This window comes from Pseudophaeobacter arcticus DSM 23566, assembly GCF_000473205.1.
In the GTDB taxonomy this organism is placed as follows: domain Bacteria; phylum Pseudomonadota; class Alphaproteobacteria; order Rhodobacterales; family Rhodobacteraceae; genus Pseudophaeobacter; species Pseudophaeobacter arcticus.
The window spans coordinates 1,700,707-1,725,938 of the sequence record NZ_KI421507.1; the positions used below are offsets into that span (position 1 = coordinate 1,700,707).

The 25,232-nt window shown below is 57.4% G+C and carries 22 protein-coding genes and 1 tRNA gene; 11 read left to right on the forward strand and 12 right to left on the reverse strand.

The genetic code is table 11. The annotated features are described in order from the left end of the window. Nucleotides 1–346: 346 nt before the first annotated feature. The 4 genes from ARCT_RS0112200 to ARCT_RS0112215 form a co-directional block, all read right to left on the reverse strand. Entirely contained in the window at nt 347–1,390 is a 1,044-nt protein-coding gene (locus tag ARCT_RS0112200) for an ATP-binding protein (protein ID WP_027240338.1), read from the reverse strand. 91 nt (nt 1,391–1,481) lie between these two features. Then, entirely contained in the window at nt 1,482–2,003 is a 522-nt protein-coding gene (locus tag ARCT_RS0112205) for a gamma carbonic anhydrase family protein (RefSeq protein WP_027240339.1), read from the reverse strand. Then, nucleotides 2,000–2,641 carry a guanylate kinase gene (gene gmk, locus ARCT_RS0112210; RefSeq protein ID WP_027240340.1) on the reverse strand — a complete coding sequence of 214 codons (642 nt, stop codon included), beginning with the start codon at nt 2,639–2,641 and terminating at the stop codon, nt 2,000–2,002. Before gmk ends, ARCT_RS0112205 begins: the two co-directional genes overlap by 4 nt. Before the next feature lie 19 nt (nt 2,642–2,660). Next, on the reverse strand, nt 2,661–3,557 hold the full coding sequence (locus ARCT_RS0112215) for a YicC/YloC family endoribonuclease (protein ID WP_027240341.1): 897 nt from the start codon (nt 3,555–3,557) through the stop codon (nt 2,661–2,663). A gap of 251 nt (nt 3,558–3,808) precedes the next feature. Here ARCT_RS0112215 and ARCT_RS0112220 point away from each other — a divergent pair, with 251 nt between their 5' ends. Further along, nucleotides 3,809–4,624, forward strand: a complete 816-nt coding sequence (locus tag ARCT_RS0112220; protein WP_027240342.1) for a PAS domain-containing protein — start codon at nt 3,809–3,811, stop codon at nt 4,622–4,624. 206 nt (nt 4,625–4,830) lie between these two features. Here ARCT_RS0112220 and ARCT_RS0112225 read toward each other — a convergent pair whose 3' ends face one another. Continuing rightward, a complete protein-coding gene (locus ARCT_RS0112225; protein WP_027240343.1) occupies nt 4,831–6,207 on the reverse strand; it encodes a class II 3-deoxy-7-phosphoheptulonate synthase in 1,377 nt (458 codons plus the stop codon). A 193-nt stretch (nt 6,208–6,400) separates the two neighbouring features. Between ARCT_RS0112225 and ARCT_RS0112230 the strand changes: the two genes are divergently transcribed. From ARCT_RS0112230 to ARCT_RS0112260, 7 genes are all read left to right on the forward strand, one after another. Then, nucleotides 6,401–7,399, forward strand: coding sequence for a GlxA family transcriptional regulator (locus ARCT_RS0112230; protein ID WP_027240344.1), 999 nt, complete (start codon nt 6,401–6,403; stop codon nt 7,397–7,399). Between the two features lie 527 nt (nt 7,400–7,926). Continuing rightward, complete coding sequence (locus tag ARCT_RS0112235) at nt 7,927–9,120, forward strand: ABC transporter substrate-binding protein (RefSeq protein ID WP_027240345.1); 1,194 nt, start codon at nt 7,927–7,929, stop codon at nt 9,118–9,120. Between the two features lie 99 nt (nt 9,121–9,219). Next, nucleotides 9,220–10,005: an ABC transporter ATP-binding protein gene (locus tag ARCT_RS0112240; protein WP_027240346.1), complete on the forward strand. Its 786-nt coding sequence runs from the start codon at nt 9,220–9,222 to the stop codon at nt 10,003–10,005. 90 nt (nt 10,006–10,095) lie between these two features. Then, complete coding sequence (locus ARCT_RS0112245) at nt 10,096–10,809, forward strand: ABC transporter ATP-binding protein (protein ID WP_027240347.1); 714 nt, start codon at nt 10,096–10,098, stop codon at nt 10,807–10,809. Between the two features lie 3 nt (nt 10,810–10,812). Further along, nucleotides 10,813–11,223, forward strand: a complete 411-nt coding sequence (locus ARCT_RS0112250; RefSeq protein WP_154665348.1) for a hypothetical protein — start codon at nt 10,813–10,815, stop codon at nt 11,221–11,223. Further along, a complete protein-coding gene (locus ARCT_RS0112255; RefSeq protein WP_027240349.1) occupies nt 11,223–12,233 on the forward strand; it encodes a branched-chain amino acid ABC transporter permease in 1,011 nt (336 codons plus the stop codon). Before ARCT_RS0112250 ends, ARCT_RS0112255 begins: the two co-directional genes overlap by 1 nt. After that, on the forward strand, nt 12,230–13,552 hold the full coding sequence (locus ARCT_RS0112260) for a branched-chain amino acid ABC transporter permease (protein WP_027240350.1): 1,323 nt from the start codon (nt 12,230–12,232) through the stop codon (nt 13,550–13,552). The genes ARCT_RS0112255 and ARCT_RS0112260 overlap by 4 nt, the downstream gene beginning before the upstream one ends. 136 nt (nt 13,553–13,688) lie before the next feature. On the opposite strand, the gene ARCT_RS0112265 is transcribed toward ARCT_RS0112260, so the two are convergent. Further along, nucleotides 13,689–15,233, reverse strand: a complete 1,545-nt coding sequence (locus ARCT_RS0112265) for a helicase HerA-like domain-containing protein (protein ID WP_027240351.1) — start codon at nt 15,231–15,233, stop codon at nt 13,689–13,691. A 634-nt stretch (nt 15,234–15,867) separates the two neighbouring features. Here ARCT_RS0112265 and ARCT_RS0112275 point away from each other — a divergent pair. Further along, nucleotides 15,868–16,503 (forward strand): invasion associated locus B family protein, encoded by a 636-nt coding sequence (locus ARCT_RS0112275; protein WP_027240353.1) that lies wholly within the window; start codon nt 15,868–15,870, stop codon nt 16,501–16,503. A gap of 167 nt (nt 16,504–16,670) precedes the next feature. On the opposite strand, the gene ARCT_RS0112280 is transcribed toward ARCT_RS0112275, so the two are convergent. Genes ARCT_RS0112280 through ARCT_RS0112295 form a run of 4 tightly spaced genes read right to left on the reverse strand, consistent with a single transcriptional unit; the run spans nt 16,671 to nt 20,961 of the window. Beyond that, nucleotides 16,671–17,879, reverse strand: coding sequence for a beta-ketoacyl-[acyl-carrier-protein] synthase family protein (locus ARCT_RS0112280; RefSeq protein WP_027240354.1), 1,209 nt, complete (start codon nt 17,877–17,879; stop codon nt 16,671–16,673). Between the two features lie 31 nt (nt 17,880–17,910). Further along, the gene (locus tag ARCT_RS0112285; protein WP_027240355.1) at nt 17,911–18,168 is read right to left on the reverse strand and encodes an acyl carrier protein; all 258 of its coding nucleotides are present in this window, start codon (nt 18,166–18,168) and stop codon (nt 17,911–17,913) included. A gap of 48 nt (nt 18,169–18,216) precedes the next feature. After that, nucleotides 18,217–19,290 (reverse strand): UDP-3-O-(3-hydroxymyristoyl)glucosamine N-acyltransferase, encoded by a 1,074-nt coding sequence (lpxD, locus tag ARCT_RS0112290; protein ID WP_027240356.1) that lies wholly within the window; start codon nt 19,288–19,290, stop codon nt 18,217–18,219. A 45-nt stretch (nt 19,291–19,335) separates the two neighbouring features. Continuing rightward, nucleotides 19,336–20,961, reverse strand: a complete 1,626-nt coding sequence (locus ARCT_RS0112295) for a L,D-transpeptidase family protein (protein WP_027240357.1) — start codon at nt 20,959–20,961, stop codon at nt 19,336–19,338. A 357-nt stretch (nt 20,962–21,318) separates the two neighbouring features. Between ARCT_RS0112295 and ARCT_RS0112300 the strand changes: the two genes are divergently transcribed. Together ARCT_RS0112300 and ARCT_RS0112305 are read left to right on the forward strand one after the other, a co-directional pair. Further along, on the forward strand, nt 21,319–21,888 hold the full coding sequence (locus tag ARCT_RS0112300) for a YcbK family protein (RefSeq protein WP_027240358.1): 570 nt from the start codon (nt 21,319–21,321) through the stop codon (nt 21,886–21,888). A gap of 129 nt (nt 21,889–22,017) precedes the next feature. Then, a tRNA-Arg gene (locus tag ARCT_RS0112305) sits at nt 22,018–22,094 on the forward strand. Between the two features lie 561 nt (nt 22,095–22,655). Here ARCT_RS0112305 and ARCT_RS0112310 read toward each other — a convergent pair. Both ARCT_RS0112310 and ARCT_RS0112315 read right to left on the reverse strand, forming a co-directional pair. Continuing rightward, nucleotides 22,656–24,311 carry a BCCT family transporter gene (locus ARCT_RS0112310; protein WP_027240359.1) on the reverse strand — a complete coding sequence of 552 codons (1,656 nt, stop codon included), beginning with the start codon at nt 24,309–24,311 and terminating at the stop codon, nt 22,656–22,658. 42 nt (nt 24,312–24,353) lie between these two features. Further along, nucleotides 24,354–24,770 carry a universal stress protein gene (locus ARCT_RS0112315; protein WP_027240360.1) on the reverse strand — a complete coding sequence of 139 codons (417 nt, stop codon included), beginning with the start codon at nt 24,768–24,770 and terminating at the stop codon, nt 24,354–24,356. Between the last annotated feature and the right edge of the window lie 462 nt (nt 24,771–25,232).

Below are 25,232 nucleotides of genomic sequence, written 5' to 3' on the forward strand. Positions count from 1 at the left end.
GTGACCATCCACACGATGATCATGGGCCCCTCCTAAAAGGCGCGTATGAGGCTTTTGTGACGGCTGTGTAACAGGCATATGACAAAACCCGACTTGAAGCGATTTTTGTCACAAAACCCGGCCTGCCCATTAACCTTTGATCCCGAGCAACCTTTGATCCCGAATGTCTGGCAGCTGCGCAGCCGCACGGGGGCACGGGGGCAATGGCAGGCGATGACGGCCGTGATCTATGCTGCACCGACAAGATCCGCATGTCAAAACCAAGCGCCCGCGCAGGCCGCGCGCCGGACTGCTGCCGGTTCAGTAAGGCCAAAAGGCCATGACGCTGAAACCGGGGACTGCGCTGTCAGGACAGTGGTAAAGTCACCGAAAAACAGCTTCCCGTCCCTAGCTCGCTTTCCACCCGCAACCGGCCACGGTGGCGGTTGACGATATGTTTGACGATGGCCAGCCCCAACCCGGTGCCACCCATTTCGCGGGAGCGGTGATTGTCGGCGCGATAAAACCGCTCTGTCAGCCGTGGCAGATGGATCGGGTCAATGCCCGCGCCATTGTCAATGACCTGCACCCGCACGGCCGGGGCGCGAAGCGATGGATCCCGCTCCAGCAACTCAAGGGTCACATTTACCTGATCGCCGCCATATTTAATGGCGTTCTCAACCAGGTTGATAAAGACCTGCAGCAACTGATCGGGATCGCCCATGATCATCACCGGATCCGCGGGAGGGGTAAAGCTGAGGCTGACATTCCCAGCCTCAGCAAGGGGCTGCATGGTCTTGAGCGTCGAGCTGAGATGCGCCACCAGGTCCATCTCCTCCTTGGGGCGAATGCGCTCTTTGCTCTCCACGCGGTTCAATGACAACAGATCGCCCACCAGACGGTTCATCCGGCTGGCTTCGCCTTCCATGATCGTCAGGAAGCGATCCCGCGCCGCCGCGTCATCGCGCGCCGCCCCGCGCAGGGTTTCGATAAACCCCATCAGGGCCGTCAGCGGGGTGCGCAACTCGTGGCTGACATTGGCGACAAAATCTCGCCGCATCTGGTTGGCCTGTTCGCGTTCGGTCACATCCAGGAAGGTGATCAGTACCGCGCCGCCTTCGACAGCGCCGATACCGGCAATATACCGCAGTTCAACCTCGTAGGTGGTGTCCTGCGCGCCATCGTTTGACAGATGCCTGGCGGTGCGATTGCCGCGATCCTCCAGACATTTCTCAATTGCTGCGTTGACACCTGGTTGTCGCAGGATTGTCGCAAAATGGCGGCCAAGGATCTGCTCCCCCAACAGGGCAAGCCCAGATTTATTGGCACCGATAAAGCGCTCGGTTTGATCAACCAAGACGCAAGGCATTGGAATTGCCTCCAGAAAACCTGCCATCACCTCTTGTTTCATTGCGAACCCCTGTTGCGATCCGGTTCCAATATCAGGCAAATGTAAAGCCTATGTGGCAGGTCATCGCCTGGCTTGGAACCGGGGTCTTTGGTTAGACGGGTCGCATTTCAGCGCGGAAGCGGCGCATGTTTTCCTGATAATGCAAGGCACTAAGGGTGAGCTTCTGCGCCTGTTCCTCAGAGACCTCGCGCACAACCTTGCCTGGTGCGCCCATCACCAGAGAGTTATCCGGAATCACCTTGTTTTCGGTGATCAAGGCCCCTGCCCCAATCAGACAGTTCTTGCCAATCCTGGCGCCGTTCAGAACAGTTGCGCCCATGCCGATCAGGCTGTTTTCGCCGATGGTGCAGCCATGCAGCATAACCTTATGGCCAATGGTGCAATTCTTGCCCACGGTCAGCGGAAAGCCCGCGTCAATGTGCATGACCACGTTTTCCTGCACATTTGCGCCTTCGCAGATGCGGATCTCTTCGTGGTCGGCGCGGATGGTACAGCCAAACCAAACCGAGGCCCCGGCCTCCAGCACCACCTGGCCAATCAGATTGGCATCGGGGGCAACCCAGGTATCGGGGTGCAGCTGTGGCTGGTGATCACCAAGAGCATAGAGTGTCATGACATGTCCTCAAATTCGCTTTGCAACAGGCGCACATGATCCGTGAGCTGCGGCTGCTGGATACGGCGCAGGCGGGTGGCGGTGATGATGGTTTTCAGCGCCTCTTCGGTGGTGTCCAGATCATCATTGATCAAGACGTGATCATAGCTGCCCCAGTGGCTGATTTCATCCCAGCTCTTCTCCATCCGACGCTTGATGGTTTCGGCATCGTCCTGCCCCCGGCTTTCCAGTCGGCGCCGCAACTCGGTGATCGAGGGCGGCAGCAAAAAGATCGACAGCGTGTGCTGACCCAGCTCTGAATTGCGGATCTGCTGCGCCCCCTGCCAGTCGATGTCAAACAACACATCCTGCCCGTTCTCGATAGCCTCCCGCACCGGCCCCTTGGGGGAACCGTAGAAATTGCCAAAGACATGGGCATGTTCCAGCATGTCATTTTCTGTCACGGCGGATTTGAAATCATCCACGGATACAAAATGATAGTCCTGCCCGTCGACCTCGCCGGGGCGCGGGTTGCGGGTGGTGGCCGAAACGGAAAACGAGATACAGTCGTCCCAGCTGCGCAACCGCTTTGCCAGAGTGGATTTGCCCGCGCCGGAGGGCGAGGACAGGATGATCAAAAGGCCGCGCCGATCTGCCATCAGGTCTTCTCCTTTGGAGTTATTCTATATTTTGCACTTGTTCGCGCATTTGGTCGATCACTGCTTTCAACTCTAGCCCCACCGAGGTCAAGTCACTGTTAAGCGCTTTTGAACAGAGCGTATTGGCCTCGCGGTTGAATTCCTGCATCAGGAAATCAAACTTGCGCCCCACCGAATCCCCGGTGGTCAGCAGATCTTCGGCGGCCAGGACATGGGCCGCAAGCCTGTCGATTTCTTCGGTAACGTCGGATTTTACGGCCAGCATCGCCAATTCCAGGGCAACCCGATTGGCATCTGCCCCGTCAGAGTTTTCCAATACCTTGGCCAGATTCGCCTTGAGCGCCTCGGCCACCAGGGGGCGGCGCGCTTCGGCACAGTTTGCCGCCAATTGGGTCAAACGCCGCACTTCGGCCAGTTGATTCCGCAAAACCCGCTCCAAGGCTGCCCCTTCGGCTTCACGCATTTGAACGAATTCGGCCAAAAGTCTTTCGAATTCCTTTTTTAACGCGGCAACCAGGGGCGCCGGATCATCCTCGGGTGCGGTGGTCTCCAGCACCCCGCGAATAGACAGCAGATCCGCGCCGGATGTGACCGACAGATCCACCCCCGCCGACTGGGCCAGCGCCTCGGCCTCGGCCAGGGCGGTGAGCACCGAGCTCAGCAAGGGTTTGTTCAGAGTGAGCGTTCCGGCAGCGTCTTCTCCCCGGTTAATACGCAGCCCGAGCGAGACATTGCCCCGCGCCAGTTTGTTGCCCATGACCCTGCGCAGGTGCACTTCCAGCCCATCCAGCCAGTCCGGCACCCGCAGCCGCAGATCAAGCCCCTTGGCGTTGACCGACCGCATCTCCCAGCTCCAGCTATGGGCCCCAAGTCGCCCCTGCCCCGAGGCAAACCCGGTCATGCTTCGTATGTTCATCAACTTGTCCTTATTCCATCAATTGGCAGCAAAACCGGGCCAAAACCTGTGTCGTCAGACCTGTCGACAAGCGCAAAAGGATAGGTGCTTATACAAAGGTGTTAACCATTGCTTCAAGTTTTAGTCCAAATTTGAATAATATTGTGGCATGTTAACTGCAAGGTAACCATCTAAACGGTACGAATGGGGCAGTCGACAGATTGTGTTGCGTACGAGATGGCAAGTGGACCGGACAACGTAAGGAAAAGCACATGTTTTTTGGCGGCAGAAAAAACTCTAGCCAGGACAAGGGTGACAACAAGGTGGTTCCCATGACGAATTTCCGTAACACCGTTCCGGTTTCCCCCATGCGTCAGGCAGAGGCCTATTGGACCGCACTGCGTCGCGGCGACGACATTCCCAGCCGGTCACAGATTGACCCGCGCGGGTTGGAGAACATTCTGTCCCAGACGTTCATTCTGGAACGTGTGGCCCCTGGTATCGCCCGTTTCCGTCTGGCTGGCCAAAAGGTCAACGAGATGGCAGGCATGGAGGTGCGCGGCATGCCGATCACCGCCTTTTTCACCCCGGATGCGCGCAAACAGATGAGCGCCGCACTAGAGCACATGTTTGAAGCCCCCGCCATTGTCGAGGTCGAGATGCAGACCGAAGGATCGCGTCTGCGTGGCCGTCGTGAGGCCCGCATGCTGCTGCTGCCACTGCGCAGTGACCTGGGCGATGTGAGCCGTGCGCTGGGTGTTTTTGTCTCCGAAGGCAACCCGACCAAAACATCGCAGCGTTTTGCAATCACCTCGATCGAAATGCGTGCCGTTGCCAAAAACACGGATGACACCGCGTTCAAGGCAAAGTCGCGCAGCTCGGATGATGTGAATGCGCCAAACCCCGCGTTTGCAGAATTGCAGTCCCGCCTCGCCTCTGAGACATCCATCCTGCAAGAGGCGCGTGATCTGGCCGATCGCAGGCTGAAAAAAGCGGCGCGTGATACCGCGCGGGCAGAGGCCAAAAGCAAATCAAAAGGGGCACATCTGCGGCTGGTCTCCAGCCGTGATGAAACGCCCGTTTCTTAAAATTTTAGCCTATTTCTAGTCTATTTGGTCATAGTCTAGTTAGCAACGCCCCGCGGAAGAACTCCCGGGGCGTTTCCCTTTTTGCGAAGGGAGCTAAGCCTTAAGCACCGTGACGCAACGCATTAACGCAACACCCTGCGATAAAACAAAAAACCGCCCCAGAAGACTGGAGCGGTTTTGATGTTTGCTGGCCTGAAAGCTGTGGCTTAGCTGGCTTCGGCGCTGCGCGACCGGCGCTTGTTGCGCAGGTCTGACAATTCTTCTGCAACCAGGAAGGCCAGTTCCAGGGATTGGCTGGCGTTGAGACGCGGATCACAGGCGGTGTGGTAACGATCACTCAGGTTTTCATCCGTCACCGCCCGAACACCACCGGTGCATTCGGTTACATCCTGCCCTGTCATCTCAAAATGTACGCCCCCCGGAATAGTGCCTTCGGCGGAATGGACCGCAAAGAAGTCCTGCACTTCGCGCAGAACGCTTTCAAAGGGACGGGTTTTGTAGCCGGTGGAGGATTTTATCGTGTTGCCATGCATTGGATCGCAGACCCAGGTGACCTTGGCGCCTTCTTCCTCAACCGCCTTGACCAGACGCGGCAGATGCTCTGCCACCTTGCCGGCACCAAAGCGGGCGATCAGCGTCAGACGGCCCTCTTCGTTTTCCGGGTTCAGGCGTTGCATCAGCACCTTCAGGTCTTCGGCGGATGTCGTTGGGCCACATTTCATGCCGATGGGGTTCAGCACCCCACGGCAGAATTCCACATGGGCGCCATCGGGCTGGCGGGTACGATCCCCGATCCAAAGCATATGACCGGAGCCCGCAAGCCATTTGCCAGAGGTCGAATCCAGACGGGTCAGCGCCTCTTCGTATTCCAGCAGCAGGCCTTCGTGGCTGGTGTAGAATTCTACAGTCTGCAGCGCATGCGAGGCATCATTGTTCACGCCCGCCGCCTTCATGAAGTCCAGCGTATCGGTGATGCGATTGGCCATGTCACGGTAGCTCTGGGCTTTTTCGCCCTCGGTAAAGCCCAAGGTCCAGGCGTGCACCTGGTTTACATCGGCATAGCCACCGGTGGAAAATGCCCGCAACAGGTTCAGGGTTGCCGCCGCCTGGGTGTAGGCTTGCAACATCCGCTTGGGATCCGGAATACGCGAGGCTTCGGTAAAGCCAAGATCGTTGATGATGTCACCGCGATAACTGGGCAGTTCCACCCCATCCAGGGTTTCCGTTGGCGCGCTGCGGGGTTTGGCAAACTGGCCGGCCATACGACCGACTTTGACCACCGGAACCTTGGCACCATAGGTCAGAACCATGGCCATCTGCAGCATCACCTTAAAGGTGTCGCGGATGGCATCCGCGCTGAACTGCTCAAAACTTTCGGCGCAGTCACCGCCCTGCAACAAAAACGCCTCGCCACGGCCCGCCGCTGCAAGATGTTGTTTCAAGCGACGTGCTTCGCCGGCAAAGACCAGTGGCGGATAATTTGAAAGCTGCGCTTCAACGGCACCGAGGGCCGCGGCGTCGGTATAGTCAGGCATCTGCACGCGGGGTTTGTTGCGCCAGGATGCTTTTTGCCACTCACTCATAGCTTTTCTCCGCATAAGAGGTCTTAATAATAGAACGGAAGCCACCTATACAAAAACGCACTCGTGCTGACCAGTTTAGATTTGCCCCTCTTGACCCGGCTCCGAACCTATGGTCACGGTTTTCTGGTCTCACGCGGGGCTGACTTTTTACTCGTCTCTCCCGGTGCATTCAAAATTTGCCAAGGATGTGCCCATGCAAACCCAAAGAAAACCGGTCGAAGCATCAAAAGAAGTTACGGCCGAAAAAAGATATGTATTTGTTTTATTAGAGAGATTTTCGATGCTCTCTTTTGCGTCGGCGATTGAATGCCTGCGCATCGCAAATCGCATGGCCGGTCAAGACCTCTATAGCTGGACATTGTTGGGTGAAGGTGGCGAAAGTGTTACCTGTTCTGCCGGGACCACCTTTGCGGTGGATGGTGATCTTGGTGAATTGCAGCGCGATGACATTATTCTGCTCTGCGCCGGGGTGAACGTTCAGGCCGCAGCCAGCAAAAAGCTGCTGGCCTGGCTGCGCCGCGAGGCCCGCAAAGGCGTGATGGTTGGCGGACTGTGCACCGCCTCTTATGTCCTGGCCAAAGCGGGATTGCTGGACGGGAAACGGGCAACCATCCACTGGGAAAACATCGACAGTTTTGCCGAAGAGTTCGAGGAAGTGACCCTCACCAAGTCTGTTTTTGTCATTGATAACAATCGCATGTCTACCGCTGGCGGGACCTCTTCTATTGACCTGTTGCTGAAACTCATTGCCAATGACCACGGCGAGGATCTGGCAAATGCCGTGGCCGACCAGTTGATCTATTCCTCTATCCGAACCGACCAGGACACCCAGCGCCTGTCGGTACCAACCCGCATCGGCGTGCGTCACCCTAAGCTGTCGCTGGTGATCCAAATGATGGAAGCCAATATCGAGGAGCCTATCAGCCCCTCCGTCTTGGCGCAGGATGTCGGGATGTCGACCCGGCAGCTCGAACGGCTGTTTCGTCGTTATCTAAACCGCAGTCCCAAACGCTATTATATGGAGCTGAGGTTGCAAAAGGCCCGTAATCTTTTGATGCAGACCGATATGAGCGTGATCAATGTGGCGCTGGCCTGCGGTTTTGCCTCTCCGTCGCATTTTTCCAAATGCTACCGGGCACATTACGACACCACCCCCTACCGCGAGCGCGGCAGCAAATCGGGCGCTCAGTGATTCGCGCCGGTTTGGCAGTTCCTGATTCTCTGACTTGATCGGCCGCCTCGCCCTCCCGGCGGGCACAGCCTGCCCCGGCACGTGGCATTTTCTTCGCGGGCCTGATCTCTGACATCAACTTTTGCTCCAGGCGTTCAGCCACAGTCGCAGGCTTTGCCTCAGCGGCTTTGTCCCTTTTGGTTTTATCAATAAAATCACGTGACGCCTCAAATGCTTGGCGCGCCGGTGGGGGTCTGGATCGCGAGGCTGGAATTCGCCCAAGGGGCGCCGTTTTGCTCCGTTCCAACGCGCTACGACAGGCGATCCCCGCCGGTGCCTGCGACAAAATCGACGTTGTTTTCTTTGACTTCGGTGCCGAACCCTGTAGAGCATCCGCCTCATCAGGCCAGCAAACCGCTACTGGTAAAAAAATACAGAGCAAGTGGACATCGGGAGGGTGTCGCTAGCCAAGGGGACTTTTCTTTTCAAAGCGCCTTGCCTAGGGTTCATTATGAACAGACTTGTTCCAATAAACTGGGAGAATTATGATGAAAAAATTGATGATGGCCACTGCGGCTCTCGCCCTGACTGCTGGCACGGCCTATGCAGGCAGCCACGCCAAGGAAGTGAAGCTTGGCGTTCTGATCGGTTTCACCGGACCTATTGAATCGCTGACCGCTGCCATGGCGGCTGGCTCTGAAATGGCGATGGACGAAGTCACCAAATCCGGCCTGCTGCTTGATGGTGCCACCGTGACCTCCGTGCGTGCTGACACCGGCTGCATCGACAACGGCCTGGCCGTGGCCAATGGTGAAAAACTGATCGCGGAAGGCGTCAACGGCATCATCGGCGGCGACTGCTCCGGTGTGACCGGTGCCATCCTGCAGAACGTTGCCATTCCAAACGGCATGGTCATGGTTTCCCCCTCGGCGACCTCGCCCGGCCTGTCCACCATGGAAGACAATGGCCTGTTTTTCCGCACCTCGCCCTCTGACGCCCGTGAAGGCCAGGTTATGGCCGAGATTCTGCAGGAAAAAGGCGTTGAATCCATCGCTCTGACCTACACCAACAATGACTATGGCAAAGGTCTGGCCGATGCGATCAAGACCTCCTTTGAGGCCGTTGGCGGTGAAGTGACAATCGTGGCAGCCCATGAAGACGGCAAGGGCGACTACTCTGCTGAAGTGGCCTCGCTGGCCTCTGCCGGTGGCGACATTCTGGTGGTTGCGGGGTATCTCGACCAGGGTGGTCTGGGCATCATTCAGTCCTCGCTCGACTCCGGCGCCTTTGACACCTTTGGTCTGCCTGGCGGCATGATCGGTGATAGCCTGCCCGAAAACGTCGGGTCCGACCTGGATGGCTCTTACGGCCAGATCGCGGGCTCCGACAGCCAGGGCGCGGTAATCTTTGCCGAGCAAGCCAAAGCCCTGGGCTTTGACGGCACCTCTGCCTATGCCTCCGAGTCCTATGACGCGGCGGCTTTGATCCTGCTGGCGATGCAGGCGGCAAATTCGACCGACCCTGCCGAATATGGCGCCAAGATCATGGAGGTGGCCAATGCCCCCGGTGAGGTGATCAATCCTGGTGAGCTGGGCAAGGCACTGGAACTGATTGCGGCTGGCAAAGACGTTGACTTCCAGGGTGCCACCGGCGTTGAGCTGATTGGCCCCGGTGAGAGCGCAGGCTCCTACCGTGAGATCCTGGTCAAAGACGGCATGAACACCACTGTAAAGTTCCGCTGATCTCTCTTGTAGGATCATAAAGACAACGAGCAGCCCGGGAATTTCCCGGGCTGTTCCAAATTTAGTAAGCCGAAAAATAACGGCAGGGGATAAAATGATATGATCGTCGTCGAGGATTTGCACAAGCACTTCGGCGGGTTCCACGCGGTTGACGGCGCCTCGCTTGAAATCGCCAAGGGCTCCATAACCGGTTTGATCGGGCCAAACGGCGCGGGAAAAACCACCCTTTTCAACGTGATAGCAGGTGTTCTTGAGCCCACATCCGGTCGGGTGACCATGGATGGCGAAGATATCACTGGTCTGCCGCCGCATGAGCTGTTCCACAAGGGCCTGCTGCGAACCTTTCAGATCGCGCATGAGTTTTCCTCGATGACCTGCCGCGAGAACCTGATGATGGTGCCCGGCGCGCAATCGGGGGAAAGCCTGTGGAACACCTGGTTTGGCCGCAAGCGCATTGCCGATGAAGAGCGCGCCCTGCGGGCCAAGGCCGATGAGGTGCTGGAATTTCTCACCATCAGCCATATCGCCGATCTGCGCGCAGGCGAGGTATCGGGCGGCCAGAAGAAGCTGTTGGAGCTGGGCCGCACCATGATGGTGGATGCCAAGATCGTTTTCCTGGACGAGGTTGGCGCCGGGGTGAACCGCACCCTGCTCTATACCATTGCCGATGCCATCAAGCGGCTCAATGAGGAGCGCGGTTATACCTTTGTGGTGATCGAACACGACATGGAATTTATCGACCGCCTCTGTGATCCGGTGATCTGCATGGCCGAGGGTAAAAAGCTGGCCGAGGGCACATTGGCCGAGATCAAGGCCAATGAGCAGGTGATCGAGGCCTATCTGGGCACCGGGCTGAAGAACAAAGACAAGTTGGAGAAGGCCTGATGGGGTATTTTAAAGAAAGCCGGGGCTCTGCCCCCGCCGCTTCGCGGCTCCCCCGAGGTATTTTTGGCAAGATGAAGAGGGGCGGCGCCCATGTCTGAACCTTTTTTGATTGGTGACAGCATGACTGGGGGATACGGCAAGGGGCCGGATATCCTGCATGACTGCACCATTGCTGTGAACCCCGGTGAAATTGCCGTGATTGTTGGCCCCAACGGGGCTGGCAAATCAACCGCGATGAAGGCGGTTTTTGGCATGCTGAATGTGCGCTCGGGCGCGGTGCGGTTGGGCGGTGAGGATATCACCAAGCTGAGCCCACAGGACCGGGTGATCAAAGGCATGGGCTTTGTGCCGCAAACCAGCAATATCTTTACCTCGATGACGGTGGAAGAGAACCTGGAGATGGGGGCGTTTATTCGCACCGATGACATCACAGGCACCCTGGAGCAGGTCTATGATCTGTTCCCGATCCTGCGCGACAAGCGCAACCAGCCCGCCGGTGAGCTGTCTGGTGGGCAACGCCAGCAGGTGGCTGTGGGGCGCGCGCTGATGACCCAGCCCAAGGTTTTGATGCTGGATGAGCCCACCGCCGGGGTGTCGCCCATCGTGATGGATGAGCTGTTTGACCGTATCATTGAGGTGGCCCGTACCGGATTGCCGATCCTGATGGTGGAACAAAACGCCAAGCAAGCGCTTGAGATCGCTGACAAAGGCTATGTTCTGGTGCAGGGGCGCAATGCCTATACCGGCACCGGGCAAGAGCTGCTGGCAGATCCCGAAGTACGCAAATCGTTTTTGGGGGGGTGACGCATGTCCTTGCTACATTCAAAAAGCGTCTTTGGTCTATCCTGCGCTGTTAGCCTGGCAACGGGATTGCTCTCTGCAGGCACACTCTCAGCAAAACCTTTACAGAAGGTCTGTTATTTTACCCATGTCGCCAAGGTCACAGACCAAGGGATGCAACGTGCTGATCTTTCCTTGCATGTCGATATTTCACACCCTGGGAGGTCAGGACGCGTGAACGTCGACGGAAGCGGCGTCTACAAAGCTAAAGCCATTTGCTTCGAAAGCGGTGCAACCGAGTACCGGTTCCGAACTGGCGCTTCAAAAGAAGAGATCATGATAAGCCCACAGGGTGATGCCCTTTGGGATATCCGATTTTTTAATGAGGATTACATGGTCTATGTCGGGACCTGTGACACAATAGAGGTGACTTCCTGATGGACTTCCTCAACGCCCTTGTGGCGCTTACCAACTTTGTGATGATCCCCGCCGTGGCCTATGGCAGCCAGCTGGCGTTGGGTGCGCTGGGCGTCACGCTGATCTACAGCATCCTGCGGTTTTCCAACTTTGCCCATGGCGATACCATGGCCTTTGGCACCATGATGACCATTCTGGTGACCTGGTTGCTGCAGTCCTGGGGCATCAGCTTTGGGCCGCTGCCCACCGCGCTCTTGGCCCTGCCCTTTGGCATTCTGGCCACCATGGTGCTGGTCTTGATCACGGATCGCACCGTCTATCGCTTTTACCGCGCGCAAAAAGCCAAGCCTGTGGTTTTTGTCATGGTCTCGCTGGGGGTGATGTTCATGATGAACGGCATTGTACGTTTTATCATTGGACCAGGTGATCAGCGCTTTGCCGATGGTGAACGCTTTATCATCAAGGCACGCGCCTTTAAGGACATGACAGGCCTGCGCGAAGGGCTGGCGATCAAGACCTCCCAAGGCATCACTGTGGTGACGGCCATTGTGGTTGTGGCGCTGCTGTTCTGGTTCCTCAACAAGACCCGCACCGGTAAATCCATGCGCGCCTATTCCGACAATGAAGATCTGGCGCTGTTGTCCGGCATCAACCCCGAACGGGTGGTGATGTATACCTGGCTGATCGTGGCCGCCTTGGCGACCATCGCCGGTGTGCTCTACGGGCTCGACAAGAGCTTTAAGCCCTTCACCTATTTCCAGCTGCTGCTGCCGATCTTTGCCTCTGCCATTGTCGGAGGGTTGGGCAGCCCCCAGGGCGCCATTGCAGGTGGGTTCATCATCGCCTTTTCCGAGGTAACCATAACCTACGCCTGGAAAAAGGTGCTTGGCTATCTGATGCCGGCACACCTGGAACCCGATGGGTTGGTGCAACTGCTGAGCACCGACTATAAATTTGCGGTCTCCTTTGCGATCCTGATCATCGTCCTGCTGTTCAAGCCAACAGGGCTCTTCAAAGGGAAATCGGTATGACTGATACTCTGAAACACAGTCTTTTGTTTGCGGTCGTCGCCGTGCTGATCCTGCTGGAAGGCCTGACGGATTGGAGCTTTTTCTCAGGCTCTTGGAACTCCTCTCTGGTGATCCTCAACATGGGGTTGATCTCGGCCATCATGGCGCTGGGGGTAAACCTGCAGTGGGGCTTTGCCGGCCTGTTCAATGTGGGCATCATGGGGTTCACTGCTCTGGGCGGTCTTGCAGTGGTGCTGACCTCAACGCCGCCAACCTCAAGCGCCTGGAGCGCCGGTGGTCCTGGCGTTGTCATGGCCCTGGTGATGGGGGCGCTGACGGTGATCTCGGCTGTTGCCGCAACCCGGATGCTGCCCAAGGGAGGCCTGCGCGCCGCGTTGATTGTGGCAATCCTGATTGTTGGTTTTGTCGTCTATCGCGCCCTGTTCGATCCGTCGATTGAGGCGATCGAAGCCATCAATCCGGCGCTGGCGGGCAATATCGGCGGGCTTGGCTGGCCGGTGCTGCTGTCCTGGCCCGTGGGTGGCCTGCTGGCGGCCGGAGCTGCCTGGCTGATTGGCAAGACAGCCCTGGGGCTGCGCTCGGACTATCTGGCGATTGCCACCCTGGGTATTGCCGAAATCATCATTGCCATCCTCAAAAACGAAGACTGGCTGTCGCGTGGGGTGAAAAACGTCGTCGGCCTGCCCCGTCCAGTGCCCTACGAGGTCGATCTGCAAAATGACCCCACCTATGTCGACTGGTTCGCCAGCCTTGGGCTGGATCCGGTTCTGGGCTCGACGCTTTATGTCAAGCTGGGCTATGCAGCACTGTTTTCCGTGGTTCTGATCGCGCTGCTCTGGATGGCCCAGATGGCGCTCAAAAGCCCCTGGGGGCGGATGATGCGCGCCATTCGCGACAATGAGGTCGCAGCGCAAGCCATGGGGAAAAACGTCACCAAGCGCCATTTGCAGATCTTTGTGCTTGGTTCGGCTATCTGCGGCATCGCAGGTGCGATGATGACCACCCTGGATGGCCAGCTGACTCCGGGCACCTATAATCCCCTGCGCTTTACCTTCCTGATCTGGGTGATGGTCATCGTTGGCGGCTCTGGAAACAACTTTGGTTCGGTCCTGGGCGGTTTTCTGATCTGGTTCCTCTGGATCAAGGTGGAACCCATGAGCCTGGAGCTGATCACCCTGCTCACCTCCGGTCTGGACGAAACCAACATGCTGCGGATACATCTGCTGGAAAATGCCGCCCATATGCGGCTGTTCACCATGGGATTGATCCTGCTCTTGGTGCTCCGCTTCAGCCCGCGCGGTTTGATCCCGGAGAAGTAGCAGAACAAAAGGGCAGCCCAACACCCCAACACACCGGGCGCCCCTGTCTTCCAGGCCCATATTTCATTTGGCCCAAAATATCCCCGCCGAAGGCGGAACCAAGAGGGGGCTGGCATTTGCCAGCCCCCTCTTCACTTTAGCGTCCTTTAAACAACCCCCCCAGGATGCCGCGTACCAGACGCCGACCGGTGGTGCCTTTCAGCTCTTTGATCACCGCTTCTGACATGGCAGAGGCAAAGCTATCCTTTGGTCGATGCCCGCGCGACGACGAGCGCGGAATACGGGAACCGGAAAACCGCCGTGCGGCATTGAACTCCCGCGCCATCGGTTCTGGCGCCGCCTCTGCCTTGGCTTCTGCGGTCTCGGCCTGCTCTGCCGCCTTGGAGCTGCGCGCCAGCAGGATTTCATAGGCAGAATGGCGATCCAGGGGTTTGTCGTATTTCCCCGCCATATCCGATTGCTTCAGCACCTCAGCACGCTCCGCTTTTGTCAGCGGCCCCAACTGGCTGCTGGGCGGCCGGATCAGGGTACGCTCGACAATGCCCGGCACCCCCTTCTTTTGCAGCATCGAGGTCACCGCCTCGCCAACGCCAACCTCGCGAATGGCATCCTCGGTCGAAAACCGCGGGTTCTCTCTGTAGGTCTCGGCGGCCAGTTTCAGGTTTTTGCGATCCCGCGCGGTAAAGGCGCGCAGCGCGTGCTGGATGCGATTGCCAAGCTGTCCCAGAATATCCTCTGGAACGTCGCCTGGGCTCTGGGTGATGAAATAGATGCCCACCCCCTTGGAGCGGATCAGCCGCGCCACCTGTTCGACCTTGTCGACCAGGGCCTTTGGCGCGTCCTCAAACAACAGATGCGCCTCGTCAAAGAAGAACACCAACCGGGGCTTGTCAGGATCGCCCACCTCGGGCAGCTCTTCAAACAGTTCGCTCAGCAGCCAGAGCAGAAAAGTGGCATAGAGCTTGGGCGCTGCCATCAGTTTGTCAGAGGCAAGGATATTGACCATGCCGCGCCCGGCGCTGTCCTGTCGCATCAGATCGCTCAACGCCAGCGCGGGTTCGCCAAACAGATCCGCCCCACCCTGGTTTTCCAGCACCAGCAGACGCCGCTGAATAGCCCCAACCGAGGCCGGGGAGACATTGCCATAGCGCAGCGATAGCGCGCCGCGGTTTTCACCAATCCAGACCAAAAGCGCCTGCAGGTCTTTCAGATCCAGCAGCGGCAGGGCCTGCTCATCCGCCAACCGAAAGGCGATGTTCAATATCCCCTCCTGGGCCTCGCTCAGCTCCAGCAGTTGCGCCAACAACAGGGGTCCCATCTCTGCCACCGTGGTGCGCACCGGATGGCCCTGCTGACCAAACAGATCCCAAAACGTGACCGGGCAGCTGTGGTAGTGATAGGATGAAAACCCAATTTTTTCGGCACGCGCGGTAAAGGCATCATGTAGTTTGTGGCTAGCCATTCCAGGCTTGGCCAGCCCCGAGAGATCCCCTTTTACATCCGCCAGGATCACCGGAACTCCGGCCTGGGAAAAACTTTCGGCGAGAATTTGCAGGGTTACCGTCTTACCGGTGCCCGTGGCCCCGGCGATCAGCCCGTGGCGGTTTGCATATTTGAAACTCATCTCTTGCGGCTCAGCGTAGCCTTCGCCGCCGCCGCCAATAAAAATCTTGTCCGTCATAGTCTTCCTTTGCCCGCCAATAGACGCCCCCAAAAGGACCTTTGAAGGCACGGACGGGAATCACCCCGGGCACGTGGATTTCAAGCACAGTCCCTTGAAAACTGATTATTAACTTATATATGCGATCAATGTCATGCTCGTCCTCTCTAATCGAGACCGCGACGGGCATTTCCTCCCTGTCAGACTGGCCGTGCCCTGGGCACGGCCCTTTTTTTTGCCGAGGCAAATCCCGGTCCAAATCGCGATGTTTTTTGTATCTGGCCTTCCCCTCGTCCGTTTTGCCCATCATTTAGGCAGCCAGGGCGGTCAACCCCTCTCGTTTGGGAGCTTCTTTGGCCAAAACACCAGGTAAAGCAGCTAAGCGTCACATTTTTTTGCTATTCCATGTTGACCAATGCACGGGCCTTTCGTAACGTCCTAATCAATAACTAAGTCGGCCAGTCCGACGGGGAGAACTACACAAAAAGGGGAGCCGGAGAGCTTCCTTTTTTGCTTTTGATCCAAGCCCTTCACTTGTTACTAAACTCGTTTACAAATCCTTGCCGATTTCTCATCTGTCGCGGGATTGAGACCTGACACCCCAGTTGCAACATGGTAAAGCCTTTGCAAACGACCTGAGAATAATGAGGCATTCATGATCAAGTCCCTTACGCCAATCACCCTGGCCGCCCTGTTGGCGGTGACAAGCACTGTGTCAGCCCAGGAAAGTGGAACAACCGCCACTGAAACAGCTGAACAGGCCGCGCCGGCCAGCGAAACAACCGCGGATCAGATGTTGGATCTTGGCCAGCCTGTTGACGATGGCACCCCAAAACTTGGGGATCGTTACGCCAAAGAGACCCATGGCGACTGGGATCTGGCCTGCGTGAAAACCGAAGCCGAAACAGATCCTTGTTCCTTGCTGCAAATTCTGACGGATCCAAACGGCAATCCCATGGCCGAAGTCTCGCTGTTCCGGATTGATCAGCCCGGTGGCCAGGCCGTTGCCGGCGCCACCATCATTGTTCCGCTGGAAACCTTGCTGCCTGCCGCATTGACCATCTCGGTGGATGGCGCCCCTGGCAAGCGGTATAACTATTCCTTCTGTAACCCGCTTGGCTGTGTTGCCCAGATCGGTTTGACCCAGGCGGATATCGACACCTTCAAAGGAGGCAGCGAAGCCACCCTGGCACTGCGGCCAGCGCCAGCACCAGACCAACTGGTTGAGATGAAGATGTCGCTCAAAGGCTTTACCGCCGGATACAATGTTGTGGACGTGGTGCAGCAGTAAGCGGTGCTATTCGGCGCATCGGGCGAGATCCGCCCCGCGCCGAACCCGTACCCCCCCCCCGGCCCCTGGACACTTGGCGGCCCCCGGACACTTGGCGGCCCCCGGACATACAAAACCACCGCAGGTCATCAGCCTGCGGTGGTTTTCTTTGTCTAGACCTGCGCGTTTTAGATCCGCCCCAGGGCCAATACAGCGTTCAAACCGCCAAAGGCAAAGGCATTGGACAGCGCCACATCAACCCGCGCTTCGCGGGCCTGATTTGGCACCACATCCAGGGCACATTCCGGATCTGGCTCTTCATAGCCAATTGTCGGCGCAATCACTCCGTCCTTCAACGCCATGATACAGGCCAACAGCTCTACCGCGCCGGTGCCGCCGATCAGATGGCCATGCATGGATTTGGTCGAAGACATCATCAACCGGTCCGCATGGGGGCCAAAAACATCCGCCACGGCGGCGCATTCGGTTTTGTCATTGGCTACCGTTCCGGTGCCATGGGCGTTGATATAGCCGACGCGCTCGCGGTTCACGCCGGCATCCTGCAGCGCACCGGCGATGGCCCGCGCCGCGCCCTGTTTGCTGGGCATGACGATATCTGAGGCATCCGACGACATGGCAAAGCCCAGAACTTCGCACAGGATCTCCGCCCCGCGCGCCTGGGCATGTTCATATTCTTCAAAGACAAAGATCCCTGCGCCTTCGCCCTGAACCATGCCATTGCGATTGGCACTAAAGGGACGACAGGCCTTTTTCGACATCACCCGCAGCCCTTCCCAGGCTTTGACACCGCCAAAGCAGAGCATGGATTCCGAACCGCCAGTGACCATCGCCGGGCTCATGCCGCTGCGCACCATCTGAAAGGCCTGCGCCATCGCGTGGTTAGAGGAGGCACAGGCGGTCGAGACGGTAAAGCTGGGGCCTTTGAGGTTGAATTCCATCGAGACATGGCTGGCAGCTGCGTTGTTCATCAGCTTGGGTACCACAAAGGGGTGTACCCGGTTCTTGCCGTCCTCATAGACAGAGCGGTAATTGTCGTCCCAGGTCGAAACCCCGCCGCCGGCGGTGCCCAGAACCACGCCGGATTTGGCAGAGAGCTCCCCGTGGAACTCGAGCCCGGATTGCAAAATGGCTTCTTTGGCGGCGATCAGCGTGAACTGGGTGAACCGGTCATAAAGGCTCATCTGCTGACGGTTGAACCGCCCTTCGGCCTCATAGCCGCGCACCTGACCGCCGATCCGTATGGAGAGGCGTTCTACGTCGCGGAACTCAAGCTTGCCGATGCCGCAACGGCCCTCGCGCATGGCTTCAAAGGTGGCAGCAACCGAATGCCCCAGGGCATTGATGGTCCCTGCTCCGGTAATGACAACGCGCTTCATGTCGTATTCCCCTAGGATTTGAGCGCTGATATCACGAGTTTTGTGACACTAACTTGTCAATCCCGGCAATGATGGCTGCGACATTTGAGATATCAAAATCGCTGTCTTCGGGTGTATTGGAGTTGAAGGGGATTGAAATATCAAATTCCTCTTCAATGGCAAAAATGCACTCCACCAGCCCCATGCTGTCGATCCCAAGATCTTCCAACGTGCTGGTCAGGGTTACATCCGATGGCTCAAGCAGCGCCTGTTCGGCGACAATTGCGATGACCGTGTCCTGAGTGCTCATTTTGGCCCCCTGATCTGTGATGTCCAAGCAGATGTAGCCGCTTCAATCCTATTTGAAAACAGCCTTTTTCAGGTTTTCGATATCCCGCATCAGCCGTGGCAAACGCCGCTGAGCCTTGTAGATTTCCGTATGGGTTTCCATCTTGACCGCCGGGTAGCCCATGACGACCCGCCCTGCAGGCACATTGGAGATGATTTTGGTCGCGCCACCGGCAATCACCCCATCGCCGATAAAGATATTATCCGCAGCGCCACATTGACCGCCCAAGACAACATTATTGCCCACCTCAACCGAGCCCGACAGGCCACATTGCCCACAGATCAGGCAATCCCGGCCAATCCGGGTATTGTGGCCCACATGAACCTGGTTGTCCAATTTGCTGCCCGAGCCAATCTCAGTGTCGCGAATGGTGCCATTGTCGATGGTACAATTGGCACCAACCTCCACATCGTCACCGATCGACACCGCCCCAAGGGAATGAATGCGCAGCCAGCTTTGGGATCTTGCATCGCCTTGATCGCCGACGGTTTTACGGACGTTTTCCACGCCTGACACTTCCGGCGTCACATAGGAGAACCCGTCACTGCCAATACGGGCACCGGGTTGGGCGCGGAAACGATCACCAATGCGGGCGCGCGCCCCAATCGAGACCATTTCCCGCAGCTGCGCCTGCGCGCCGATCTCAACCTCGGCACCAATATAGCAATGCGGCCCGATGACTGAGCCTGCACCAATTTTTGCCCCCGCAGCGATAATGCTCAGAGGTCCGACCGAGACATCCTCACCAAGCGAGGCGCTGGGGTCGATTACGGCAGAGGGATGAATGCCAGGGGCAAATCCCTGCCCTTTGTCCATAATCACCGAGACGCCCCCCAAAGCCAGGCGCGGGCGGGCGGCAAACAGCGCCGCCTTCAGCCCCAGGGCCTGCCAGTCGGCCCCCTCCCACAGCAAAGCCACCTGCGCAGTACCACGCGCCAATCCTTCAGCATATTTGGCTGAGGTGGCCATGGCCAGATCCTGCGGGCCGGCATCCTGTGGCTCTGCGGCGCGGTTAATCACCAGCTCCAGGTCGCCCTGTGCCTCAACGCCAATGGCCTCTGCGATTTCGCGAACTGTGTACATATCTAGGGGCCCTTTCCGGCTTAAGCTCCTGATCGGGCCCCAGATTTACCCCTGAACGTCTGTCAGTGACACCCCGGCCCGCTCGAGTGCAGCCCAGACTTTGGCATCACGCCCATAGACATCCCGGCGGAACTCGGCCCGGCCTTTGTTGGACACATATGCGGTTCGGTAGATAATGTGAACAGGCACCTGTTGTTCCAGTTCCACCTTGGTTTCCTTGCCGGATTTCAAAATGCGGTGGAAAAAGTCGTAGGGATCTTCGGTTTGCTTGGCCAATAGCGCATAGGCAAATTCAAAAGGCTGCGCCAAACGGATGCAGCCATGGGAGAAAGCACGCACCTCACGGTTGAACAGGCTCTTTTGTGGCGTGTCATGCAGGTAGATATTGTGCTTGTTGGGGAAGATGAACTTTACAAGCCCCAACGCATTGCGGGTGCTGGGCGGCTGGCTCATGGCGTAGGGAAAGTTCCGGGCGGTGAACTGCGAGAAATCCACCGCGCTGCGATCCACCACGCGGCCCCGGCTGTCGGTGATGCGGATATGGCCAACCGCATTTGGGTTGTTGCGCAGTTTGGGCAGGTATTCCTTGGTGATGATCGAGCGCGGCACATGCCAGCTGGGATTGATCACCATATGCTCCATCATATCAGAGAACTCGGGCGAGCGGCGACCTGACTGGTTCTTGCCAATGACCGAGCGGGTCTCGAAGGTGACATCGCCATTGTCGATGATCTTGGCAGTAAAATCGGTCTGATTGACCAGGATATGGCGCTCCCCACGGTCCGGCGTCAGCCAGCGTTCCCGCTCCATGGCGATGATCACCGATTTCAGGCGATCCCGCACCGGGCGGTTGATTTCTTCCAGGGTGCCGCCGCCGGCAACACCGTCCACCTCAAGCCCATGGTCCGACTGAAAGTTCTCGACGGCGCGTTCCATGTCCCGATCAAAACTGGCGGTGGCGCTGCGCTCCATATAGCCCAAGGCGATAAGGCGATTGCGCAGGGCAACAACGCTTGTTCCGGTATCGCCAGGCTCCAGCTTTTGCCCCGGAACGATTGGCCCCCAACCACCCGCGGCTTGCAATTGCTCCAGACGCAGCTTTTCGCGCATCAAGGCACGATACTGTGGCGAAGCCGGAACCAGGGTACGCATATAGGCAAAGGGCTGATGGTCCCGCATGCCCGCCAGTGCCGCAGCGCCGTCGTGTTCGCGCCGTTTCCGGACCATGTCGCTGTCGATGGTGGAAGGGTCCAGCAAGCCAGTTTGTATCATGGCAGCATAGTTAACAAATGCAGTGCTGAGCGCCGCTTCGACCTGGCCAAAATCACGTGCGGTACGGGCATTTTTCATCTGCTCCATCAGCGATGCAGCGGTGCCAGATTGATCAGGCAGCCCATGGGCCGAGGCCTCCTCCAGAGCGCGCAGCAAAGCCGCACGCCGCAGGTTTGACGCAGCGTCGCCGCCAGTCCAAAGGGCCGAATAGGTATTTTCCCGATAAAACTGCGCAACATCATCGTTAACGGAAGCGGTGGCCGCGACGGCTTGCCGAAAGGCCGTGGACTGCGCGGTTGCCATGGTGCCAAAACCAAAACTGCCGATGCTGCCCAAGGCCAGGGCAAAAAGCCCATACTTAAGACGTGCAGCGCGCCTCGGGGAGTTGATTTTGGTCATATTTTTAGGTCCTCAACAGCAATGAACGGTAACAATGGTAGCAGCTCTATGAATTATTGGTGAAAGACAGTCCAGAATGTCCATTCACGTTTCCGCAACCACGTTATGTCAGTGTGATTGTGGTGCGATGCTGTCGCATAAATAGGGGTAATCGACGCTACTCTTAGGGGAAAAATTTACCACTCGTCCCCTTTTGCGCAATTTATTGCCGAAAATCCGCGCCAAATGGTCAACTGGCAAAACGGACCTTGGTAATTGATTCTCTCTGTGGCATACCGACCACAGGAAAAAACACAGTCGGCTCGTAACATCGGGCATAGGCAGGATTAATCACGTTCGGGATGGCGTAGTTAAGATATGGCAGAACTTACCAAGACGGGCATGACCCGGCGGGCACTTCTGGGTGCATTTGCGGCTACAACAGTTGCGGCAGCTCCCACTTTCTCCAAGGCAGCAGGTTTCTTGCGTGGCGGGGGCGATATCCGCCGCATTCGCATGTTCTCTGGGCGTACTGGTGAACGGTTGGATATGATCTACTGGATCGATGGCGACTACATCACAGACGCCGTGAAAGAGATCAACTACTTCATGCGCGACTGGCGGACCGATCAGGTGAAAACCATGGATCTGCGCACCATCGACATCATGGCCGCATCGCATAACCTGCTTGATGTAACCGAACCCTATATGATGTTGTCCGGTTACCGCAGCCCGCAGACCAACGCGATGCTGCGCAGACGCTCACGCGGCGTGGCCAAGAACTCGCTGCATATGCGCGGTCAGGCCGCCGATCTGCGTCTGGCGTCTCGCTCGGTCACCCAAATGGCAAATGCCGCCAAGGCGTGCCATGCTGGTGGTGTTGGCAAATACCGCGGCTCGAACTTTGTCCATATGGACTGTGGTGTTGTGCGCAGCTGGAACGGCTAACACGGCTCTGTTTCGGTCGATACGGGTATCGGCCGGAAGCCCCCTTTTGCTGCTGTTAGATTTTTTTCACTCACGCCGTTTTGCCATTGCGGCTCAGTCTGTTGGCGTCTATACCGCCCCCTAATATAGGCACCTGTAGCTCAGCTGGATAGAGCGCTGCCCTCCGAAGGCAGAGGCCAGAGGTTCGAATCCTCTCAGGTGCGCCAGAATTCATAAGGCTCGATGCGTTTTGCATCGGGCCTTTTCACTTTTGGTTTGTTGTTCAGAGCCTTGCGCGGCAGTCGATACAGGGAAATGTTGGAAAATCTGTAGCCAGCCCCTGTCTTGGCTGCTTCATGGGAGCTTTGCCCCAGCAGCCCTATTGCCTCCCCGCCGAAACCTCATGACAGTCCTGCAGGTTTCTGCTGTGTTGAGGGGGGCTTGGCTGCGGCGCGCCTAAGCTCCCAGATCAAGGGCGCGCAGGTTGGAAATGTTTGACATAGTTCCAAGCAGAGCAAACGAGAGCGACAACAACGGCTCCAGAGCAGCTAGGCAAGCGTGGCGATCCAAACGCTATCAGTGGATGGGCCATCTGGTCACCGCTGCCGCAGCCAGAAAACCGGCTCTTTGCGGTGGCAAGGGTCCAGTCCCATCAGTGATCTGTCAGCGTTGTCCGCATCGCGGGGACTGACAAGCGCAGGTCAGGCTTTGTGCGGGGCCCTTTTGTGGCCCCTTAAATTGAAAACGGGTGCGTCGCCGCACCCGTTTCTCCGTTCCAGACAAATGGTTCAGAGATGTTTACGCTCTTGCAGGAGGCCTTTGAAGATGCACCAGCACATCACCAGCAACACAACCGTGAAGGGCAAACCGGTGGAGATCACCATTGCCTGCAACGACCCAAGGCCACCGCCAATCAATAGCGTGATGGCAACCAGACCTTCGAAGGTACACCAGAACACCCGCTGCGGGATTGGCGCATCGAGCTTACCACCAGCTGTGATCGTATCGATCACCAGGCTGCCGGAGTCGGATGATGTCACGAAGAACACGATCACCAGCACAATACCAACGGTCGAAGTGATCGAGGACAGCGGCAGGCTATCGAGCATCGCAAACAGCGACAGCTCCGGTTTGTAGGCATCGATCACATTGGCTTTCACGGCGCTGGCATCGACATTTGCGATCATGTCGTTGATCGCGGTACCGCCAAAGACAGCCATCCAGAAAATGCAGACCATAGACGGGATGATCAGCACGCAGACCAGGAATTCCCGAACAGTGCGGCCACGCGACACACGGGCAATGAACATTCCGACAAAAGGCGACCAGCTGATCCACCAGGCCCAATAGAATGCGGTCCAGCCTTCGCGGTAACCGTCATCCGAGCGACCAAATGGGTTGGACAGCGGCACGATCTCCTGCACGTAGGCCACAAGCGTATTGCCAAAATCCGTGAATATGCCGACGGTCCCAGCGGTAAAAAGCACAAAGAGCAGCAGAGCAATTGCCACCACCATGTTTATTTCGGACAGGACCTTGACCCCGCCATCAAGCCCGCGCACCACGGAAATCAGCGCCAAAAGGGTGATGCCGATGATCAGGATGACCTGAACCGTTAGGTTTGTCGGAATGCCATAGACAAACTCCAGACCGGCATTGGCCTGTTGCGCGCCCAGACCAAGCGAGGTCGCAAGGCCAAAGAGTGTGGCAAAGACCGCGACGATGTCGACTGTGTGACCCCACCACCCCCAGATGCGTTCGCCCAGGATCGGGTAAAAGGCCGAACGGATCGAGAGCGGCAGACCCTTGTTATAGCTAAACAATGCCAGCGCGAGCGCGACAACCGCATAGATCGCCCAGGGGTGCAGCGCCCAGTGATAAGAGGTCGCGGCAAGCGCCATGCGCTTGGCTTCCGCCACATTGGCCGCAATAAGCGTTCCGTCCTCGGCGAATGGGCGTATCGCGTCCAATGGCGCGTCGCCCCAGGGGGTGCCAAAATAATAGGCGGGCTCCAGAACGCCAAAGAACATCAGCCCGATGCCCATGCCGGCTGCAAAAAGCATCGAAAACCAGCCGACATATCCGTAGTCGGGTGTCGCCTCAGCCCCACCCAACCGGACGGATCCGTAGGGCGACACGATGAGAGCGAGACAGAAAACGACAAAGATATTCGCCGAGCTCAGGAAGAACCCGTCAAAGGTCGAGGTCAGAGCCGGGCGCAGCCATCCAAAGAACGTGGCGGCCTGCTCTGGTGCCAACAGCGCGTAGATCACAAAAACCACCACCGACAGTCCCGAGATCAGAAAGACCGGGTTGTGAACATCAAGCCCGAAGGGCCCAATCTGCGTTTCAATATTGTCCTGACCAATCTCGTAATCAGTGTCAATTATGCCAGCGGCGCCTTCCGGTGCCGGAATCCCTGCATTGACGTCTTCGTCGGCCATATTTTAGCCTCCCATTTCGTTTTTTGTATTTAATTAAAGGCCTTACGCGCGCACGACCATCACAGAGCACTTTGCGTGCTCGGCCAGTTTCCCGCCGTGAGACGGCCAGATATGGTCGATCACATTTGGAATATGGCTCGCCATAACAACCAAATCGGCGCCGATCTCATCAATTGCACGCATCAGTGCATCGTCGATCTCGGTCGTAGGATCATGTGCGATGGCAGCATGTGCCGAGGTTTCGACGCTGTGCTTGGAGGCCTCTGCCTCAGCAAAAGCGCCAAGTTTTTGGCCGAACTCTTCTGGGTTATGTGCCACCTGGCCAGGTGCGGTAGAGGTAACGCCAACGTAATAAATGGGCACGTTATATAGCTTGGCCAAGTCAGCAGCGCAGTCGAGCGCGGACCTCAGCCGTTCGATATGTGCCAGATCTACCGGCACCATTATTCGCTTGAACATTTTCCCTCCTTAATGAGCGTCGGCCCAACCATGTTTTTCAGATTTGGATGCGCCACACATACTCTCTTGAATTGCAGGACCGATTGCTCCCCGGTCATTGATACCTCTCTTTGGCCAAGGGTTCTTTTTTGGCCATTAGGTACGAGCGTAACGGTATGGAAGTGGAAATTGCAAACGGATGCGCTCATTTGGGTGACACCATGGCGCGTCGAACATGCCCCCAGCTAAAAACAATCAGGGGCCGGTTCGGGAAAATGGCCCAAGGATTCGGGGAAAAAAGCACCGAGGGTTGGGTGGCAACTATACGACACTGCCACGGGCCTCACGGTTGAGGCAATGCCCCTCTGCCACGGCCCTAGGTTACCGCCACATCCAACACAAAAATCTACAAAGGCTCAGCTCTCCGGGTCCATGACCTCGCGACAACGAGAGTGACAGGTTGGGCCAAAGCTCGACACTTAT

Excerpts from the sequence above, each read along its gene's own strand:
- ARCT_RS0112200 (WP_027240338.1), bottom strand. The coding sequence starts at position 1,390 with ATGAAACAAGAGGTGATGGCAGGTTTTCTGGAGGCAATTCCAATGCCT.
- ARCT_RS0112205 (WP_027240339.1), bottom strand. The coding sequence starts at position 2,003 with ATGACACTCTATGCTCTTGGTGATCACCAGCCACAGCTGCACCCCGAT.
- gmk (WP_027240340.1), bottom strand. The coding sequence starts at position 2,641 with ATGGCAGATCGGCGCGGCCTTTTGATCATCCTGTCCTCGCCCTCCGGC.
- ARCT_RS0112215 (WP_027240341.1), bottom strand. The coding sequence starts at position 3,557 with ATGAACATACGAAGCATGACCGGGTTTGCCTCGGGGCAGGGGCGACTT.
- ARCT_RS0112220 (WP_027240342.1), top strand. The coding sequence starts at position 3,809 with ATGTTTTTTGGCGGCAGAAAAAACTCTAGCCAGGACAAGGGTGACAAC.
- ARCT_RS0112225 (WP_027240343.1), bottom strand. The coding sequence starts at position 6,207 with ATGAGTGAGTGGCAAAAAGCATCCTGGCGCAACAAACCCCGCGTGCAG.
- ARCT_RS0112230 (WP_027240344.1), top strand. The coding sequence starts at position 6,401 with ATGCAAACCCAAAGAAAACCGGTCGAAGCATCAAAAGAAGTTACGGCC.
- ARCT_RS0112235 (WP_027240345.1), top strand. The coding sequence starts at position 7,927 with ATGAAAAAATTGATGATGGCCACTGCGGCTCTCGCCCTGACTGCTGGC.
- ARCT_RS0112240 (WP_027240346.1), top strand. The coding sequence starts at position 9,220 with ATGATCGTCGTCGAGGATTTGCACAAGCACTTCGGCGGGTTCCACGCG.
- ARCT_RS0112245 (WP_027240347.1), top strand. The coding sequence starts at position 10,096 with ATGTCTGAACCTTTTTTGATTGGTGACAGCATGACTGGGGGATACGGC.
- ARCT_RS0112250 (WP_154665348.1), top strand. The coding sequence starts at position 10,813 with ATGTCCTTGCTACATTCAAAAAGCGTCTTTGGTCTATCCTGCGCTGTT.
- ARCT_RS0112255 (WP_027240349.1), top strand. The coding sequence starts at position 11,223 with ATGGACTTCCTCAACGCCCTTGTGGCGCTTACCAACTTTGTGATGATC.
- ARCT_RS0112260 (WP_027240350.1), top strand. The coding sequence starts at position 12,230 with ATGACTGATACTCTGAAACACAGTCTTTTGTTTGCGGTCGTCGCCGTG.
- ARCT_RS0112265 (WP_027240351.1), bottom strand. The coding sequence starts at position 15,233 with ATGACGGACAAGATTTTTATTGGCGGCGGCGGCGAAGGCTACGCTGAG.
- ARCT_RS0112275 (WP_027240353.1), top strand. The coding sequence starts at position 15,868 with ATGATCAAGTCCCTTACGCCAATCACCCTGGCCGCCCTGTTGGCGGTG.
- ARCT_RS0112280 (WP_027240354.1), bottom strand. The coding sequence starts at position 17,879 with ATGAAGCGCGTTGTCATTACCGGAGCAGGGACCATCAATGCCCTGGGG.
- ARCT_RS0112285 (WP_027240355.1), bottom strand. The coding sequence starts at position 18,168 with ATGAGCACTCAGGACACGGTCATCGCAATTGTCGCCGAACAGGCGCTG.
- lpxD (WP_027240356.1), bottom strand. The coding sequence starts at position 19,290 with ATGTACACAGTTCGCGAAATCGCAGAGGCCATTGGCGTTGAGGCACAG.
- ARCT_RS0112295 (WP_027240357.1), bottom strand. The coding sequence starts at position 20,961 with ATGACCAAAATCAACTCCCCGAGGCGCGCTGCACGTCTTAAGTATGGG.
- ARCT_RS0112300 (WP_027240358.1), top strand. The coding sequence starts at position 21,319 with ATGGCAGAACTTACCAAGACGGGCATGACCCGGCGGGCACTTCTGGGT.
- ARCT_RS0112310 (WP_027240359.1), bottom strand. The coding sequence starts at position 24,311 with ATGGCCGACGAAGACGTCAATGCAGGGATTCCGGCACCGGAAGGCGCC.
- ARCT_RS0112315 (WP_027240360.1), bottom strand. The coding sequence starts at position 24,770 with ATGTTCAAGCGAATAATGGTGCCGGTAGATCTGGCACATATCGAACGG.